We start from the raw sequence: 17825 nt of genomic DNA on the forward strand, positions 1-17825 counted from the left end.
TTGGTAGAAAAAATTCCCCCGACCCTTGCGGGGCCGGGGAATGAACTATTGTGGGCCCTGATTAATCATCGATAAGCGGAGCACCCGTTTCTCTTTTTGTCATTTCATTTATTCTGTATAAGAAGGTCGCCATCTGGGCTCTGGTACATGGAGCGTAAGGACTGTATGTCGTTGCTGTTGTACCGGATGTAACGCCAAGAAGCTTTAATCCGTATACGGCATCTGCGGACCATCTATCTGCCGGGACATCGGAAAATCCTTTTTTATAAGTGGATTTCAGATGCTGGAGATTGTTGGACTCATCAATATATCCCTTCATGGAAGCGATCGTTCCTGCGTAATATCTCCAAAGGAAGACTGCCATCTGCTCCCGAGTGCACGGCTGATCCGGAGAGAATGTTGTTGCGGATGTTCCGGATGTGAGACCGTTTGCGTATGCCCACGCGATTGCATGTGTGGCATAAGAATCACTTTTAACATCCCTAAAGCTTACCGATCCTATGTCTTTCGGGCTTCCGCTCATTCTCCAGAGGAAGGTTACCATCTGCGCCCTGGTGCACGGCTGATACGGAGAGAACGTTGTTGCGGATGTTCCGGAGGTAATTCCCTTATCCTTGATCCACTTCACCGCATCATAGTACCATGAGGATGAGGGTACATCCTTAAATCCGGTTTCTGTGACAGCTGTCGGATTGCTCGGGTTCTTTGTATCGTCATTTTTATCTGTATTTCCTGTATTTCCAGTATTTCCGGTGTTTCCAGTGTTACCAGTGCTTCCGGTGTTACCGGTACTACCAGTGCTTCCTGTATTATCTTTTCCGCCGTTTTTGACGTACTTGTCATACAGCTCGCACTGGGAATCCTTGTACCACTTGCCGTAAGAAATAATCTGCTTGTTTGCGTCCGCGATGGAATCACATTCGCTGCAGCGGTACTGGGTTACCTTTTCCTCATATACCGGAGTAATTACCCAGTCTTTTTTCGTTTTGACCGGGTTGCCAAGGTATTCGTCGGCATCAATATCTGTAAATGAACTCGGATCATCACTGACATGATAATCATAAGCAAACTTATACGCTCCGCGATCTGTATTGACTGTATTATAAGCAAAAGTTTCTTCCCATTTGTCATCTTGATGGGCGCTGTTGAAATATTCTACAGCAGAGGCATCACTAATCCGAAATGATTCGCCTGTTGTCGTATTATCCAGCCATACAGCGCTCAGTGGGGTCCATCCATTGAGATATTTACGTGTCACTCCGTCAGGCATATGTGTGTTCGCATATGCGTTGGAGCCCGGGTAGTTACCATTTATATTATAATCTACCACGTTATCGTATCCATATCTTTCCGGATCCGACCACTTCGGATCATTTGGATCAATCATTGGTGTGGTGTCAAGATATTTGCCATCCTTGTACTCCTTGTTTTCGCTGACCTTTACCTTTTCTGTTTTATCCGCGATCCAATTGTGCGGCTCTCCGTGACTTGTGCTTTCAGAAGAAGACTCTTCCGTGATGACGGAAGAAGAGCTGCTGTCCGCTGCCTGGTCCGCTTCCGATGTGCCCCGGGATGAATCCTCCGCTGACGAATCGTCGTTGTAAACAATCGCTCCGCTTCCGTTTCTATTTTCCTCAGAAGGCGTTTCGTAGAGAATCCCGCCGCCGGAATTCTGTTGCTCTCCCGCGGCAAAATAATTTCAAAAATCCGCACGTACAGAATTTTTTTACAAAAAATCGACCATATATAAATGGGGAAATGTACGTGCACCGGGATTCAAAAGGAAATACAGAATAACCGTTTTTGTACAAACAAAATTACCTTGTAAAACCAGACAAGCCCTTATAAAATATGCTTGGAAGAGAGAAAAATACCGGATACAAAATGCGGTATGATTTACTCGATCTTCATCCATATCTGGGGTATAGAAAAAAGAGGAGGGAACTTTATGAACAAGAGATTAGCAAAACTGATTCCGGCTGTTCTCGCAGCTTCCATGATGCTGTCTGCGGCATCGCCTGTTTCTGCGGATGTGACCCGGCAGATTACGAGCAATGCGGCGGTCAAAAATCCGGTAACCGCAACGGTTTGTTTTAACGATGTGAAGGAAAAGGATTATTTCTACCGTCCGGTATACTGGGCAAAAGCGTATGGTATCACTTCCGGAACATCCGGGAATACCTACAGTCCCAATCAGCCCTGCACACGCGCACAGATGGTCACGTTCCTGTGGAGGCTTGCAGGATCTCCGGCTTCCAGCTGGCAGAGCTCCTTTCAGGACGTTGATTCCAATTCGCCTTATGCAAAAGCAATTCAGTGGGCAGATGACGTGATGCTGACACAGGGAACCGGACCCAACACGTTCTCACCGAATGCCCCCTGCCACCGGGGAGAGATGGCTGCGTTCTTGTGGCGTTTCAATAATTCGCCGCAGACAAATGGCAGTTCCGGATTTTCGGACGTCTCCGCATCTTCTTACTATGCCGATGCGGTTGTCTGGGCAAAAGCGAACGGCATTACTGCCGGCACTGACGCAAAGCATTACTCCCCGAACAAACCATGCACCAGAGGAGAGATGGCTGCTTTTCTCTATCGTATGAACGGAAGTCCGGAGGTAACAGTTAATACGCCGACACCAAGTGTCACTCCGACTCCCAATCCAAACCCAAGTCCAAGCCCGTCTCCGACACCGACTCCTTCCACAGAGGGTAAGGGAGCCCGAGTAGAGGGAAACGAAAATTACGGACACTGGGTGACGATACATGGAGGAACTCTTTGCAACGGGTGCGGGGAGTATTTTTGGGATAACGATGATTGGAATTATTCGCAGTGGCTTACAAACAACGTACACGATCATGGATCGCAATCCAGTTTTACAGAGCATGATTTTTGGGTATGGGATGATATTCCCCGTATGGAAAAACCAGGTTCCAAAAGACCATTTTATAGCGAAGCAGATTGGAATACTTATTTAAAATATTTGGACGCAATGGATCAATTAGTAAAAGAATATAATTTGCCAGTGCGTCCAGAGAAAGTAGCATATGAAAAACAAGTTCGATCCATGTCCTGGGTTAAAGATGCCATCGTTCCAACAAAATAACATTTCCTACGAAAAAGGGCGGGGATTTCTCCCCGTCCTTTTTTTCGATTCATGGAAGTACGCTTCCGTCTTTTGTTTACCCTACATTCTCAGGTAATCCCTTTTCTTTTTTCTTCTTTCGGACAAGCAGCAGCACTGCCGCTCCCGCAAGAATCGCCGCAGCGATATAGAACATTGCCGTTCCCCGGCCGCCTGCATGCAGATGATTTCCGAGGTGGTTTACAAATTCAACCATAATGCTCTGCCCTTTGTCGTTGATATCGCTGTGTGTGGCAACAATCGCTTCCCCAGAAGGACGACGGTTGCCGCTGTCTGTTGTGTCATTACGGAAACCGGATTCTACGTATTCGGTCGAATCGTCGGTTCCGTTATTGCCCCATCCAGTCTTCTTCACATCGCCGTTTTTGTTTCCCTGAGCGTCAGTCAGATTGCTGCCGTGGAACTGTTCTGATGCACCCGCTTCTACGAAGCCGGTATACACTGCCTTTCCACTATCATTCAGCGTCCGTACCTTCAGGTCTTCAAATGCTACAACCAGAGTGCCGGGTGCATAGTTGCTGTTGAAGACAATCTTGACATCCACCGTTCCGCTTGCCATACCGTTCGGCATATTGGCAGTAGTGGGCGTGAAGATCGTGCGGCCCGTTACAATGCCTTTGGTGGAAGAACCCTCGTGATACGTTCCATTTGCGTCGGTATAACCGTTCAGGTATTCGCCCCTCACCGGACGTGCCGGGTTTGAGGCTTCTTCTGTAGATGTGTCGGCATCACGAAGCGTTTCCTTTCCCCACAGCGTAGATTCCATAACGTAGGTATGGCCCGGAATCAGGTTGCTGTAGGCAACACGGTCCACATAGGTGATAAACGTATCCGGCGACGCCGCCTGACCGTCTGCATGATCGTCATATGTCGGTTTCTTACTCTCGTTCGGATTCGTGCTGTCGTACTGCTTCCGTTCCTGCACCCGCTGGCTCAGCTGCGTCGCACGGTCGTTAATGCCTGTGGTCCCCGGATTGCTGTATGTCATCGTATTGCCGCTGACACTCGCATCTTGGGAAACCTTTGTGTCACCATTCGACACATCGTTCTGGTACAGTGTTGTGTGGATTTCCGGGAAATGCAACTGTTCGTTCTCATCGTCCGGATTGTTGTAGCCGGTGTTTTTGCCTGGCACATGCTCTGCCACCAGAACCCATTCGCCTGTCGCAGGATTCTTCACATACAATTCTTCCCAACATGTTGTATCCTTATTGGAAAGCTTTAACGCGTTAAAGGTATCCTGATCCAGTCGGAACGTGACATTTTCTGTTCCGTCTGCGGAAGATGGTGTGAATTCTTTCTCTGCTGTTACCGGTCCTTTTTCATCCGCATACGCTTTCCAGCCACCAGAGTTCGGAGCACTGGAAGAATCCCGATACATCAGATACGCCTTGATTTTCCATTCGTTCTTACCCTTGTCTTTGACCTTCCAGTAATCGGTTCCGCTTCCTTTAATCTCAGACGGGGAATCTCCCTGTAACCGGAGATTGGTATATCTTACCACATCCGTGATCTGAATCTTATCACCGACCGTTCCGGTATGATCCGTGGAATTGTTATCAAAAGCAATCGTGCGGATCTTCGGGAAGTTTACGGTCTCGTTTGCGTCTTTTGCGTCCTTGAGATCCACATGAAGGTTGGTGCAGCCGACGCCGGGTTCATCATAAGTTCCGCCAGATCCTGAAAACCAGTGTTCGCCAAAATCTACATCATCCTGTGCCTGTTTCTTTCCGTCAAGGCTTGTAGAAACAACCAGCGTGTGGCCCTCGATTTGCTTGGGATCAGAAATAGTAAACTTGTATTCTACCAGAACTTCACCCTGAATGTACTTGTAGGTTGGATTTGTGGCATCTCTCCGCTCTTTATGATCTACGGGATAGTAATACGGTGATCCGTCTGCATAAGTTCCGCCGTATTCGTATGTTGTCCAACAGTGCGTATATTTTCTATTTTGGGTAGACATCACCTTGTAATTTTTCACCGTCGCAGATGACAGCTGTAGGGATGTACTCCCGCTTGCCACGAATTTTCCCGTTGCAAGAACCTTGCCGTCCTGTATGACATCGGTGCTAGTACCTGAGGATGGGCTTCCGATATCAATGATGGCGCCGGTCTTGTTCTCACTGCTTCCTCCGGATGTGTCTGACACATCGATGAGTTTTCCATCCAGTTTCAGGATACTGTCCGGAACATCCGATTCGTATTCCATGAAACCTTCAAGATACAGGATATCCTTTATCACGATCTCCTGCGATCCATTCGGCAGGACGGAGGTTCCGACCTGTGTCTTGGTTGAATCCACGTAAGCCTGTGACTTTGCCTTACCCGGATATACCTTGTAATTGACAAAGTTTCCGCCTGTTGTCAGCACAAGGCTTTGCCCATAACCCGGTTTGTCCCACTGGAAGTGAGCGTTCTTTCCGTCCTTACTTAAGATTACATGACCGACATAATGTTTGGTGTCCGCCTGCAGGTTCAAAGCAGCCGCGCTCGCTTCATCTTCCCAAACTTCATAGGTACCTGGCCAGAAGACGGGGATGGGCGAATCATCATACTGGCTTTGGAAATAATTGAGCGGATCTCCGTTCGTTTTATAATAGCTTGCATCTACTTTTTGCCAGCTACTTATTGGAAAATGTCTCCAGTCAATCCACCCTGCTTCTCCGTTTTTCGGGTTTGTCTTCGTGGTAAACTCCCACGTCTTTTCCTCATAGTCTCCTGCTGCTTCCCGTTTGTCCGGTGTCCAGTTTTCGTATTTTGTTCCCCTTTTTCCATGTGCGGTCCGTTTTCTGTTCTCCGGATCCGGTGTATACTTTACGTGAAACTTGATGCCGTTGATGCCGGTTCCGAACTGTGTTGTCTTGTGGACCTGCAGAAAGCCGGGGTCATAAGGGGTATCCCCTTCTTCGATCTCGATGATAATCAGATGCTGATGGCCATTATTACCGATGCGGTACGCTCTTTTCAGTTTTACGCTTGTATAATTTGCTTCTGCATAAGCAATTGCTTTCTGGGCCAGAGCTTGCGTTCCTGGAAGGCAGTCAAGTCCGGATCCGCAATAATACCAGATACAGCTCTGAATCGTGGCGTATTGCGTTGTATGATCATGCGAATTTGCAAGAATGTAATCCTGCGCAAGCCCCATTTTTTTCAGGACATCAGCAGAATAATATGACTGTGCATCTTCCACGGATACTTCGCCGTAATGGAACCATACGTCTTTTTCCACACAATAAGCATATTCCCAGTTGCCACCCGCAGCCGCTGCGCCTCCGGCATACATATTTGTCCAACGGTTTCCGGCCGTGAAGATGGACGAATGTCCAGCGCCACCAGCAAGACTGGCGTATTCCAGCATCTCTGAAGATTCTGCATTGATGAACAGCGTATTGGGCTGGCCATTGAACCACCCAACCTTTGAGAAATCCGGAATATGGTGATGCGGGTAAAGATCGGAAGCGGCGGAAAAATCCGCGGATTCATCTGCAATCTCCGACGTATCTTCCACAGAACTCACAATCTCCGGCTTTTCTGGAGCGTTTACTTCCTCGCAAAGCGTATGCCCGTACATAGTGACAGCTTTGCTGATCTTTTCCGGCAGGAAAATGTTCTGGTTGTCCACCTCAATTTTCCCTTCCAGAGAGTATGTACCTGTCAGGTAAGCAACCGCTTCTGAAGTATTCGGCGCATATACATAGTAATCTACCGATTCTCCGTAGTTACTCTTTGCCCGTTTCATTTTTTCCTGATCACAGGCTCCCGCAATGATCGCGTCTTTGCTGTTTCCCGGAATGGTATATTTGGCATTCTTGCCGTCGTTTCCAGCTGCGCCAATGACTGTAATCCCTGCGTCACAAGCTTCCTGAATCGCGTTTTCAATGGATGATTTTGCCGCAGTACGGGAACCGGACAGCGACAGGCTGATCACATCCACCTTCCGGTCAATCGCGTAACGAATTGCGGAATAAACAGATGCCACCGTGCCGTTTCCATTCGCGTCCAGCGCTTTGATACTCAGGATTTTTGCATCCGGATCCTGTTTACGGATCAGACGCGCCATCCGCGTTCCGTGTCCGTAACCGTCTATGCCGTCATCCCCGAGCATGGATACTTGCTCCTGAACCTCTGTGTCATCCGATACTCCGGAGTCAATCAGGGCGATGGTTCCGTGTTTCACCTTTTTGCTGTTTTCGTCCAGCGCTTCAGAAAGAGCGGATACAGGGTTCGCGTCTTCTGTAATCTGACTGCTGTCTGTCACGTCGGTAACTGTTGTGTCTTTCTTTTCCTCGTTCGAAATCACCGATGAATCGTCTGAACTGGAAGAAGCTACGGATTCTTTGGTATCACTTGTTGCTTTCATGGCCGGTGCGTCTGCGTCAATGAAGTCAACTTTGTTGTAATAATAGCGGTAAGCACTTTCCGCTTTTGATGCGGTCACGAAATCCAAAAGATAAACGTCATCGTAAGAAGACAGCACAAGGTCGTCTTTACGGATCACGCTCTTATTGTCGGTTCCGACCAGAATTCTTCCTGACGAAAAGTCAATCCGATCCAGAGCTTCTTTGGACAACGGATCTGACGGAAGATCCTCTTCCTCGTCAGACGACGAGGATATACTTTGTGCGGTTTTGGCGGAAGAACTGGATGAATTAGAAGAATTCTCTCCACTTTTTTCCTCCCGGGAGATTTCCGATGAATTTCCCGCGTCTGATTGAGCACCGGAAGAGTTGGATGACGCATTTCCCGCGTTGCCGTTACTGCTCTCCATGCTGTCGGAAGCGGATGACGTTTCGTTCGATGATCCATCGTTCAGAGAACCGTCGTATGATTCTGCATCCTGAACGGTATCGTTTTCCTCGTCGTTGTAGAGAATCGCTCCGCTTCCGTTTGTATTTTCCTCAGAAGGCGTTTCATAGAGAATCCCGCCGCCGGAATTCTGTTTTTCTCCTGCGGCAGTATCCCACCAGTTTGTCGTATCCGAGGAGACTGCAGAAGAACCCTGAATCTCCTCCGCGGATACGGATGTGCCCGCTACGGGACAGACTGCCATTGAGGACGCCAGAACCGCAGCGATGATTCTGCCTCGCAGATTATTTTTCATGACGTTCCTCCTTTGCCTTTACTGTTTTTGTTCCTTTTTTTCTGGATACTGCAAGAAGTACCGCAGCTGCCGCCAGAATGCATCCGATCAGCGCATATTTCCAGAAGTCACCTGTCGGAACCCATCCGGAAGATTTGTCCTTGTTTCTGGTGTTCAGGAAACTTGCGGTCTGCACTTCTTTTCTCTTGATGTGCCCCTTGCTGCCCGTTACGGTTGTCACATAACCGGATTCATTCGCTTCGTCCTCCGAAACCTGGAACATTGTCCCAACCGGAATGTTTTTGATCGTGACGGTTTCGTCCGGGTTAATCCTCAGCGTTCCGCCGCTCTGGATTTCGCCCTTCTGTCCATTGGAATTGACGTACTCGTATCGGATCAGTGCCGGATCAAGGTATACCGGACGTTTGTTGTCCTTATTGGACGATTCCGAGGTGCCCGCGTATCCCGCGCTGGTGAAGGTGACAAGGAAGTGGAAAGTTTTGTTTTCCGCCGCGTCACCCGCGATTTTCTTGTTGATTTTTAAGTCTCCGCCCGGAATGGATTTTGGCTGTACCTGTACGTCATAGTTCCAGCCCTCCTGTGAACTTCCGGGGATTGTCTTCATTTCCGGAACACTGATCAGACACGGAACCGACGCGTAATGATGATCCGCGGGTTTTGTTTCCGCCATCAGGTATGCGGCTGGTTCTACATCCTTAAATACCAGTTTTCCATTCTTGTCTGTGGTGCCAACGTAGGTCTTTCCAAAGCCCTCGTGCTGGTAAGCGCTTTTTACGACCTTCAGAAACTGGGACGGCTGGGTGTCCACGGTGACAATGGTCTTCGACATCGTGTCGAGATCCGATCCGCTTCTTCCCTCGTCCGGGGTCCGTACCTGCTGCTGATATTCTCCGGGGCTGATTTTCCGGTCCGATCCAGCCTGTGAAGAATATTTTCCCGTTCCGTCGTCCATGGTGAGTGCTGCGCCGTAATTCTTCAGGTCCTTATCGTTTCCTGCCGCGTTAGGAATCAGGTATTTGATAAAAGCTAATCTTTAATTGCTCTCCGATTTACAATGCCGATTTTGATTTTCGAATCGGAATAATCCAGTACTTTCGCGTCGATCTGTTTCACATGAATGATTGTCCCGGTATAATCTCCCATGATCCCATTCACCAGGTCATCTTCCACTTCTTTCGATAAAGTCAGAACGATCTGTTCCGCGTCGATGACCGAAAGACGGTTCGAACATGCGCGCTCGTCCGCGTCATGCCCTTCCGGATGGGCTTCATCTCTTAGCATATATTTCGGACAGGCGTAAAACTGCCCTGTTTGTCCGTTCATGATCGTCATTTTTACCGGTTTCTTATGTTTGTTGATACAGTAGAACTCTATATTGTCGTGAGCCCAGAAATTTAATATCATTTAAGCCCTCCCTGCAAAAAGATTTTTGTATTTTGTTGACTCGGTCCTTTTATACGCCGAAGCGGTCAACAATCCCGACCGAGTCTTGCTCGTCCGCGGGTTTGCGCGTTATGAATGTGACACGCTGTCTTTCTATATATGTCTGTTTTTCTTTTTTCTTTTGCAAAATTTTTTTCTTCTGTATCTGTGTATTTGGGGGTACAATATGACCGTATTCTCAAAAAAAATAATTTTTTTCATCAAAAACAGACATATATAAGAAAACGGAGCTTTCCGTTTCCTTTACCTTTTATCTTTCGGGAGAAGATCCCCAAAAATCAAATCGTCCCAGACTTATGACGGGAAGGAGAAAAAACATGACAGCAGAAAACAAAATCCTTGTAGAAAACAAAAATCTTATTGAAGCGGGCGGAAGAATTGTCCGCGCACGACGCACGATGAACGGAAATGTCATTATGACCTTATTAATCAATGATCACCGGCATATTTCCCAGGTTCCGTTCCTTCATCACGGGCTGATCGATCGTTCTTTGATGGGAAATGCAAAAGTAGAAGTAAAAGGGCATGTTTATGTTTCGTCGGGTTTTGACGAAATCGTTCGGAGACCGGTAAACCAGACAATGTTTCTGGTCGATGATATTCAGCTGCGTAAGACGCAGATGGAAGAAGCTTTCGGCGTACCGGGACGTTTCTGCGGAACCGACTATTTCGTTGGAAAATTCACCGGCACCATTGACCATCTGGTCCACTCCGGCAACGAAAACTGGGGCTCCCTGTTCGTTCTTGTAGACGGATATAACGGAAATACTCCCTCCAGCGTAGCTTTCAATTATTTTCTGAAAGGAAAGCTTCCCTCTTTTGACCATTTCAAAGAAGGTGATCGCGTAGCCATTGTCAGCTCGGTTCATACAACGACCAAAACCATCCGCGAGGAAGAACGCACTTTTGTAAATCTTGGCGTGGAGGATATCGTGAAAATTAATGAAAGCGCGGAGGAGGATCCGGATTTAAACAGCGAAAACACGGATTCAGAACCGAAAGAAAACAGCCGCGAAAGACGGAGAAAGCGTCGTCTCCTGCTGTTCCGCCAGAAAAACATGAATCGCGCAGACGAAAAAACGGCAAGCACAGCACCTTCTGAGGATGAAAACGAGGCTGCTGTGGAAGCAGGCCAGAGTCTGGAAGCGGCAGATTCGGAAAGAAATATGCCTGATGGATCTCCGGCGGCACAGGAAGCCGCGGATTCCACAGCGGATGCGTATTCCGTTACACATCGTCATCACGAAATGGAAGCTCCTGACGAAGTTTCCGCCGGCAGCGGAATTTCTGACGAAGGGAATGAAGAGGGCTATGCAGACACTCCGCAGAACGACACCCTTTCTTCCGACACAGAAGAAGAAACTTCTCTGTATCACGAGAATACACAGAATCGTATGCAGTATGCTGCCCCAAAGCATTCAGCCGTAAATGACGCTTACGATGGCGCAGAAGAATCGGAATCTGAACGTACAAGCCATACCTCTTCCTCATACTATGAGGCTGATATGGAAGACGATGACGATGATTCGGATTTCCTGCAGCAGTTTAAAACCAGAAAGTGACGGCTATTGAATCGAGTAGGGCGGATTTAACCGCCCTCTCACACCACCGTACGTGCCGTTCGGCATACGGCGGTTCAACATAACTTCAAGGCATGACGCTCATTATAGTAATCAAGGCAGCTGATGAGACCTGCCTTGGCAAGCACCTCTTTGGAAATTGCTCTGACTACACACGTTTTCGTGACGACCCATTGATAGCGATCGCCGCAATACGATGTAAGCCGTGCAATGTTTTTATTCACACCTAACTTCTGCAATCCCCATTGGCGTTTCTTCGGTACTTTCCATTGCTTCCATATAATTACCCGAAGCCTCGTCCTTAAATGTGCGTCAACCTTAGCCATTGCTGTCGTCATAGAGCCGAGAGCGTAATAGTTTATCCACCCTCTTGTTACCTGGTTGATTTTCGTAATCTTACCTGTAACAGTTCCAGGCATCTTCCTACAAGTCAGTTCTTTAAGCTTTCGTTTGAACTTAGTAACCGAGTCCTGATGCGGTCTGCATTTCCACTCTAATACATTTTTGTCCTTGTAAAATCCAAAGCCAAGATATTTAAGTTTCTGCGGTCTTGTGATGTGGGTTTTGGTCATGTTAACCTTTAACCCAAGTTTCCTTTGTATCCATTCCGTCACCGTCCGCATGACTCGCTTTGCACTCGCTTCGCTTCTGACAGCGATAACACAGTCATCAGCGTATCTTGTAAAGCGGAGTTCTCTCGTTTCAAGTTCCTTGTCCAGTTCATTCAACATGATATTCGACAGTAGTGGTGACAGATTTCCGCCCTGCGGGGTTCCGAGTTTTGTTTCCTCGTAACCCTGTGGTGTCATAACTCCTGCTTTGAGGTATTTGCGAATAAGCGACTCCGTGTCGCCATCATTGATGATGCTGTGGACAAGGCTCATGAGCTTGTCCTGCGGTACGTTGTCAAAGAATTTTTCCAAGTCGATATCAACTATCCACTCGTAGCCCTCATTCAGATAAACAAGCAGTTGTCTGATTGCCATTTCACAGCTCCTGTTTGGTCTGAAGCCATAACTCCATTCCGAAAACAAAGGCTCGCACATGGGGCTTATCACCTGCACAATGCCTTGCTGAATTACCCTGTCCATTACGGTCGGAATACCGAGTTTTCTCACTCCACCGTTTGGCTTGGGTATTTCTACCCGCCTGACCGGTTGGGGGTTGTACTCCCTCTGCCTGATTTGCTCTCTGATACTGTTCCAATTCTCTTTGATATAATCGCCGAGTTCGTCTACAGTCACGTCATCTACACCACCTGCTCCTTTATTGGCGCAGACTCTCTTGTATGCGGCGTTCATGTTGTCGTTGGACAGTATCTTTTCCAACAGTTCTGACATTGCCTTGTGTGCTCTCTCCTTTCCGTTCCCATGGATTTGCCTTAGGTTGTGCGGTACCTGCTCATTTACGTTTCACCTTTTCCGCTGTCAGGTATTCCATGGAGCATACATTTGATTACACGGTTACATTGTTCAGCCCTTTGGCAACGCCCATTTCAGAACATTACCTACTACGGCTTCTGCTGACTTCTCACAGTTCGTTGTTACTACGGCAAGTGAAACCGCCTGTGAGACCTCGCGGGATAAGCCTGCCATTCTTTCCTCGTCTACCTGCCTGATCTACGCCTACGGGTTACGGTTGCCTTTTGGATTTCACTGCTCTAAGCCAGCTAGTCCGCCGCAAACGCCTTAATATCAGGTTTCTGTTCGTCAGGCTACGATTTCGCTATCCCTTCTTCTCGCCTACACCTCACGATGCAAACCTTGGGAGTCGCTTTGGGGTTCGTTGGCAACTACGCCCCACGTGGACTTTCACCACAGACCGGCGGCATGCCCGCCATACTAAGGAAGCGGAGGCGGAAATCCGCCCCCGCCAAAGTGCGCAAATACGAATTAATTGCCGGATTCAGGTACCTGTCTTGCTGCTGGTGCTGGTTTCTCACCATTTGTGCCTCCGAGCCCCTTATTGACGTCTTCCGCCTTTGTGCTTCACACTCTGTCCGATCACCGTAAATGCGACAATACAAACCACCGCAATCAGTGCGATAATGAGGGCATACTCTACCATGCCCTGTCCGTCTTCCTCAAGAAATCTGTTCATCTCAAGTTTCCTCCTTCAAAAATGAAAATAAAAGTGTATGTAAATCGAAGCGTTCTGCAGTAACGCTTCGGGTTTACCAAAAATGTACTGAAATCGTTTTCTGTATCTATATGGTCGATTTTCGATGCGGTAAACGCTCGAATTTTTTTGTTTTTTATCCGATGACAAATCTGGCAAAAGCAAGGATCGCTTCTCCTGCAACCCCGGTTGCAATATAGGACCCAAATGCAAAAAAGCTAAAACGACTGATTTTTCTGGCCAGAAGCATTGGAAGCAAAATGCCAAATACCGCAACGACAAAGCCGGTAAGCCAGCCGATCATCTGGTTCATATTTCCCCAGTAAAAAAACGTCAGCAGAGACATCAGCTTGATATCTCCCATGCTGATCGCCTGCGCGCCAAACAAGCGGCTGATCGTATTCACCACCTTATCCACCTCAAAAACAATGATCATGGCGATCGCGGAATACAACAGATTCCATCCGCTCTGTGTCTGGATTACTTCGATCATCTTTTTTGCGATTGCGTCCAGCAGTATGATCAGCAATATCTCATTTGGAATGATTCGTATATCGGCATCAATCTGCATCACCATGGCACAGCACGTATACATGATTGTACAAAGGGCAGTCATCAGTACATCTTTCGTCATCCACGCCACGAAAATTCCTGATAAGAGAAACGCTGCCGCGCTGCCTGCGGTCATTATCATCTTTTGCGTATCATTCATGTGCGTTTCCAACACTCTTCCTTTGTCAAAATAGTCTTTTTTCTTTTTCTTGATTATTTTATTCGACAACCCAAGCATAAATGGCGCACCAAATAACGGAATGACCAGCGAAATGACTTCTTTTATCATTTTTTCTTCCTTTCTCCTCCTCATGGTGAGAATGATACGTGCAGGTGATGTCCCTGGCAACGAATGGTATACTGATCTGATCAATATATATGTCTGTTTTTTATTTATTTTTTTTATTTTTCTCATCATTCTTTTTTGCGCCGCCAAAAATCGCCTTGTATAACCAGAAAAACCCTTATAAAATAAATGCGGAAGAGGCACAAAATACCATATACAGAATGTGGTGTTTTTGGGGCTATCTTCGTCCATATCCTGTATATCCAGGATCGATTTGATCTGATCATGTATGTAACAATCGTTTTTGAAGGAGGATTTATCAATGAAAAGAAAGTTTACGAAACTTATCCCCGCGGTTCTTGCAGCCGCTGTGATCATGTCCGCATCACCAGCTTACGCGGATACAAAACCCGCCGCTTCTGCATTTTCTGATGTCGGATCGAGTGCGTGGTACCACGACGCGGTATACTGGGCAGCGGACAAAGGCATCACAGCCGGAACGACCAAAACAACCTTCAGCCCGATGAAGTCCTGTACCAGAGGAGAGATTGTCACCTTCCTATGGAGATACGAGGGCTCTCCGAAAACATCCCTTGCCGGAAATCCGTTTAAGGACGTCACGGATCAGTATTATGCCGAGGCTGTGATGTGGGCGAAAAACAACAAGATTACGGCAGGAACCTCCGAAAACACTTTCAGCGGGGAACGAACTATCGACCGGAAAGAGGCCATCACTCTTCTGTGGAGACTCGAGGGCAGCAAAGAGCCGACAAAGGATGCAGGTTTCAGCGATATTCCTTCCGGAAAGTATTATTCCAAGGCGGTCGCATGGGCTGCAGAGAATAACATCACCAATGGTGTCGGAAACAACCAGTTCGGCCCGGACAATCCCTGCACCAGAGCGCAGATTGTAAAGTTTATCTCAAATACCGACAGCGTTCAGGCGGATGATGATAAGAAGGACGATACGACGAAGCCGGACGATACAAAGAAACCGGACGATACAAAGAAGCCGGATGATACAAAGACACCGGATGATACAAAGACACCGGACGACACAAAGAAGCCGGACGACACAAAGAAGCCGGATGACGGAAAGACAACAGACGATACAAAGACTCCAGATACCGGAAGCACCTCTGAAGATACCAAGCAGCCGGATACCAGCACAACTCCTGCTCACGAGCACAAGTGGGAGCCGATTACGGAAACGGTGCATCATGATGCGGTAACACATGAGGAACCAGTATACGAGGAAAAATGGGTAGAGGATAAGCCGGCATGGGAAGAAAGTGTTGTTGAAAAAAATTCGTATTACAAATGCAATCATTGTGGATGGACAACAACTGATGAAGACGCAATGATCGATCACGTTGCCGTAGAAGGATATTCATATAGTTTTATCCCTGAACAGGATCAGACTATTTACCATGATGCCGAAGGTCATACTAAAAAAGTGCAGACCGGAACCAAAACCGTAGTAGACAAACCGGCATACGATGAGGTCGTAACAACCGGATACAAATGCTCCATCTGCGGCGCAACAAAGTAATCTTTATAAATAACACTCCCCTTCCATAAGATAAAAGCCGGAAGCTTTTCGCTTCCGGCTCAGACTGTAGACAAAGTCCGAGGCACAACGCCTCGGATTTTTGCTTTTTTGAAACAAATAAAAAGTCAAAATTGTCAGCATCCGTGCGGTTTGTTGGCGTTTCTATGGTAAAATATAAGTGTCGGATTTATAAAAATGTTCCCCACAATCAGGAGATGCAAATGCTGACACAGAATGCCGATAAGAAGCGCGAGCAGATTCAAATGTTTTGTATGGATGATCTCGTTCCACAGGATCATCTTCTGAGACTGATTGACAAATCCATTGACTGGTCCTTCATTTATGATCTTGTAGAGGAAAAATATTCCCCTGATCAGGGACGTCCAAGCATAGATCCTGTCATGTTGATAAAGATTCCGCTTATACAGTATCTCTACGGCATAAAAAGCATGCGTCAGACGATCAAAGAGATCGATGTCAATGTTGCGTATCGCTGGTTTTTGGGTCTGGACATGTATGATAAAGTTCCGCATTTTTCTACTTTCGGCAAGAATTACACACGTCGATTTCAAGATACAGATCTTTTTGAACAGATTTTTTTACAGATCCTTTCCAAATGTTATAAATACAAGCTGGTCGATCCGAATGAGATTTTTATTGATTCCACGCATGTAAAGGCAAGGGCAAATAATAAAAAGTGGAGAAAGAAGATAGCTGAACAGGAAACGTTATTCTATCAACAACAGCTCCAGAAAGAGATTCAGGAAGAAAGAGACCAGAAACCTGAAATGATAGTTATGGATGCAGATTACAAGACACCGGCGATTGCCAAGCTGCTTCTGGATGATGGAATAAAACCGCTGTTTCCTTACAAACGGCCAATGACGAAAAAAGGTTTTTCCAGGAAAAATGAATACGTTTATGATGAAGCCTATGATTGCTATATATGCCCGAATTATGAAATTCTGAAATACAGCACCACAAACAGGGAAGGCTATCGAGAGTATAAAAGTAATCCATCCAAGTGCAGAAACTGTCCATATCTGAGCCAATGCACAGAAAGCAGGAATTATGTAAAACTAGTAACCCGCCATGTGTGGGAAGACTACATGGAGACCTGTGAGGACATACGTTACACAATTGGAATGAAGGAAGTTTATCAGCTTCGAAAAGAAACCATCGAAAGAATCTTTGGTACTGCCAAAGAAAATCATGGTTTCCGGTATACGCAGATGTATGGAAAAGCCCGAATGAACATGAAGGTCGGGCTTACCTTTGCGTGCATGAATTTGAAAAAGCTGACCAAAATGTTCTTAAGAAAGAGAAAAATAGGGCGCGGAAATCCTCTGTTTTTAGCTTTTCATTCTCTTTTTCCATCAGAATTCTGTTTCACATAATTTTTAACGATAAAACAGGCTCCAGGGGCTTGCCCCAAAGCCTGTTTGTCTACAGTCTGAAGCCTCCCCAAGGGGAGGCTCTGTTTTAAGCGTTATTTCTTTTTGATTTTATAACCGGCTTGCATGGCTTTTGTCAAAAAGTCATCCTCGTCCTTAATACCGTACTCGGAAGCTTCTTTCACAGCCACATCAAGTGGCAGATAGCCAGCGGCGGTATGACGGTATATGGCCAGCAATGTTCCTTTGGATTGCCCCATCTTTATTCCAATTTCCCTGCCCTTAGCAATTCCAATTTCCTTACCTCTGTTTTCTAGGCGTTCAGCAACATCACACATATTGTGCACCTCCTCAAAATTCTTATCATACCGAATTTCCTGATATCTGGGGTCTTTTGTGACTGCTGACAGAAGTTACTTCGTTTTGATTTTATAACCAGCTTGCATGGCTTTTGTAAAAAAGTCATCCTTGTCCTTAATACCATACTCGGAAGCTTCTTTCACAGCCACATCAAGTGGCAAATAGCCAGCGGCGGTATAACGGTAGATGGCCAGCAATGTTCCTTTGGATTGCCCCATCTTTATTCCAATTTCCCTGCCCTTAGCAATTCCAATTTCCTTACCTCTGTTTTCTAGGCGTTCAGCAACATCACACATA

14 protein-coding genes are annotated in these 17825 nt (G+C 46.8%); 4 read left to right on the plus strand and 10 right to left on the minus strand.

All coding sequences use genetic code 11. From position 1 onward, the window contains the following. Window positions 1-61: 61 nt before the first annotated feature. Window positions 62-1387 (minus strand): S-layer homology domain-containing protein, encoded by a 1326-nt coding sequence (locus ACTNDI_RS11720; RefSeq protein WP_441101165.1) that lies wholly within the window; start codon window positions 1385-1387, stop codon window positions 62-64. 561 nt (window positions 1388-1948) lie between these two features. Between ACTNDI_RS11720 and ACTNDI_RS11725 the strand changes: the two genes are divergently transcribed. Beyond that, on the plus strand, window positions 1949-3103 hold the full coding sequence (locus ACTNDI_RS11725) for an S-layer homology domain-containing protein (protein ID WP_441101166.1): 1155 nt from the start codon (window positions 1949-1951) through the stop codon (window positions 3101-3103). Between the two features lie 76 nt (window positions 3104-3179). Here ACTNDI_RS11725 and ACTNDI_RS11730 read toward each other — a convergent pair whose 3' ends face one another. The 3 genes from ACTNDI_RS11730 to ACTNDI_RS11740 all read right to left on the minus strand — a co-directional run bounded on the left by ACTNDI_RS11730 (window position 3180) and on the right by ACTNDI_RS11740 (window position 9647). Beyond that, window positions 3180-8243: a VaFE repeat-containing surface-anchored protein gene (locus ACTNDI_RS11730; protein WP_441101167.1), complete on the minus strand. Its 5064-nt coding sequence runs from the start codon at window positions 8241-8243 to the stop codon at window positions 3180-3182. Continuing rightward, window positions 8233-9195 carry a DUF7601 domain-containing protein gene (locus ACTNDI_RS11735; RefSeq protein ID WP_441101168.1) on the minus strand — a complete coding sequence of 321 codons (963 nt, stop codon included), beginning with the start codon at window positions 9193-9195 and terminating at the stop codon, window positions 8233-8235. Before ACTNDI_RS11735 ends, ACTNDI_RS11730 begins: the two co-directional genes overlap by 11 nt. 74 nt (window positions 9196-9269) lie before the next feature. Beyond that, window positions 9270-9647, minus strand: coding sequence for a hypothetical protein (locus tag ACTNDI_RS11740; protein WP_441101169.1), 378 nt, complete (start codon window positions 9645-9647; stop codon window positions 9270-9272). Window positions 9648-10003: 356 nt separating this feature from the next. Between ACTNDI_RS11740 and ACTNDI_RS11745 the strand changes: the two genes are divergently transcribed. Next, on the plus strand, window positions 10004-11248 hold the full coding sequence (locus ACTNDI_RS11745; RefSeq protein WP_441101170.1) for a hypothetical protein: 1245 nt from the start codon (window positions 10004-10006) through the stop codon (window positions 11246-11248). A 74-nt stretch (window positions 11249-11322) separates the two neighbouring features. Here the strand turns inward: ACTNDI_RS11745 and ltrA are convergent, their stop codons facing one another. The 4 genes from ltrA to ACTNDI_RS11765 all read right to left on the minus strand — a co-directional run bounded on the left by ltrA (window position 11323) and on the right by ACTNDI_RS11765 (window position 14474). Continuing rightward, a complete protein-coding gene (ltrA, locus tag ACTNDI_RS11750; RefSeq protein WP_441101171.1) occupies window positions 11323-12606 on the minus strand; it encodes a group II intron reverse transcriptase/maturase in 1284 nt (427 codons plus the stop codon). Window positions 12607-12738: 132 nt separating this feature from the next. Then, complete coding sequence (locus tag ACTNDI_RS11755; RefSeq protein WP_441101172.1) at window positions 12739-12861, minus strand: hypothetical protein; 123 nt, start codon at window positions 12859-12861, stop codon at window positions 12739-12741. A 367-nt stretch (window positions 12862-13228) separates the two neighbouring features. Continuing rightward, the gene (locus ACTNDI_RS11760) at window positions 13229-13366 is read right to left on the minus strand and encodes a Flp family type IVb pilin (protein WP_441101173.1); all 138 of its coding nucleotides are present in this window, start codon (window positions 13364-13366) and stop codon (window positions 13229-13231) included. Window positions 13367-13520: 154 nt separating this feature from the next. Next, the gene (locus ACTNDI_RS11765; RefSeq protein WP_441101174.1) at window positions 13521-14474 is read right to left on the minus strand and encodes a hypothetical protein; all 954 of its coding nucleotides are present in this window, start codon (window positions 14472-14474) and stop codon (window positions 13521-13523) included. 70 nt (window positions 14475-14544) lie between these two features. Here ACTNDI_RS11765 and ACTNDI_RS11770 point away from each other — a divergent pair, with 70 nt between their 5' ends. Both ACTNDI_RS11770 and ACTNDI_RS11775 read left to right on the plus strand, forming a co-directional pair. Next, window positions 14545-15774, plus strand: coding sequence for an S-layer homology domain-containing protein (locus ACTNDI_RS11770; protein ID WP_441101175.1), 1230 nt, complete (start codon window positions 14545-14547; stop codon window positions 15772-15774). A 215-nt stretch (window positions 15775-15989) separates the two neighbouring features. After that, on the plus strand, window positions 15990-17171 hold the full coding sequence (locus ACTNDI_RS11775) for a transposase (RefSeq protein ID WP_441101178.1): 1182 nt from the start codon (window positions 15990-15992) through the stop codon (window positions 17169-17171). 92 nt (window positions 17172-17263) lie between these two features. Here the strand turns inward: ACTNDI_RS11775 and ACTNDI_RS11780 are convergent, their stop codons facing one another. Together ACTNDI_RS11780 and ACTNDI_RS11785 are read right to left on the minus strand one after the other, a co-directional pair. Further along, window positions 17264-17506 (minus strand): hypothetical protein, encoded by a 243-nt coding sequence (locus ACTNDI_RS11780; RefSeq protein WP_441101176.1) that lies wholly within the window; start codon window positions 17504-17506, stop codon window positions 17264-17266. A gap of 75 nt (window positions 17507-17581) precedes the next feature. Further along, window positions 17582-17825, minus strand: a 244-nt coding sequence (locus ACTNDI_RS11785; protein ID WP_441101177.1) for a hypothetical protein, incomplete at its 5' end; no start/stop codon positions are given.

The sequence above is a fragment of the Bilifractor sp. HCP3S3_D3 genome (genome assembly GCF_052063915.1).
Taxonomy (GTDB): domain Bacteria; phylum Bacillota; class Clostridia; order Lachnospirales; family Lachnospiraceae; genus Bilifractor.

Coding starts and splice junctions, on each gene's coding strand:
- ACTNDI_RS11760 (WP_441101173.1), bottom strand. CDS start 13,366: ATGAACAGATTTCTTGAGGAAGACGGACAGGGCATGGTAGAGTATGCC.
- ACTNDI_RS11730 (WP_441101167.1), bottom strand. CDS start 8,243: ATGAAAAATAATCTGCGAGGCAGAATCATCGCTGCGGTTCTGGCGTCC.
- ACTNDI_RS11720 (WP_441101165.1), bottom strand. CDS start 1,387: ATGATTGATCCAAATGATCCGAAGTGGTCGGATCCGGAAAGATATGGA.
- ACTNDI_RS11775 (WP_441101178.1), top strand. CDS start 15,990: ATGCAAATGCTGACACAGAATGCCGATAAGAAGCGCGAGCAGATTCAA.
- ACTNDI_RS11755 (WP_441101172.1), bottom strand. CDS start 12,861: ATGGCAGGCTTATCCCGCGAGGTCTCACAGGCGGTTTCACTTGCCGTA.
- ACTNDI_RS11770 (WP_441101175.1), top strand. CDS start 14,545: ATGAAAAGAAAGTTTACGAAACTTATCCCCGCGGTTCTTGCAGCCGCT.
- ACTNDI_RS11780 (WP_441101176.1), bottom strand. CDS start 17,506: ATGTGTGATGTTGCTGAACGCCTAGAAAACAGAGGTAAGGAAATTGGA.
- ltrA (WP_441101171.1), bottom strand. CDS start 12,606: ATGTCAGAACTGTTGGAAAAGATACTGTCCAACGACAACATGAACGCC.
- ACTNDI_RS11765 (WP_441101174.1), bottom strand. CDS start 14,474: ATGGACGAAGATAGCCCCAAAAACACCACATTCTGTATATGGTATTTT.
- ACTNDI_RS11745 (WP_441101170.1), top strand. CDS start 10,004: ATGACAGCAGAAAACAAAATCCTTGTAGAAAACAAAAATCTTATTGAA.
- ACTNDI_RS11740 (WP_441101169.1), bottom strand. CDS start 9,647: ATGATATTAAATTTCTGGGCTCACGACAATATAGAGTTCTACTGTATC.
- ACTNDI_RS11725 (WP_441101166.1), top strand. CDS start 1,949: ATGAACAAGAGATTAGCAAAACTGATTCCGGCTGTTCTCGCAGCTTCC.
- ACTNDI_RS11735 (WP_441101168.1), bottom strand. CDS start 9,195: ATGGACGACGGAACGGGAAAATATTCTTCACAGGCTGGATCGGACCGG.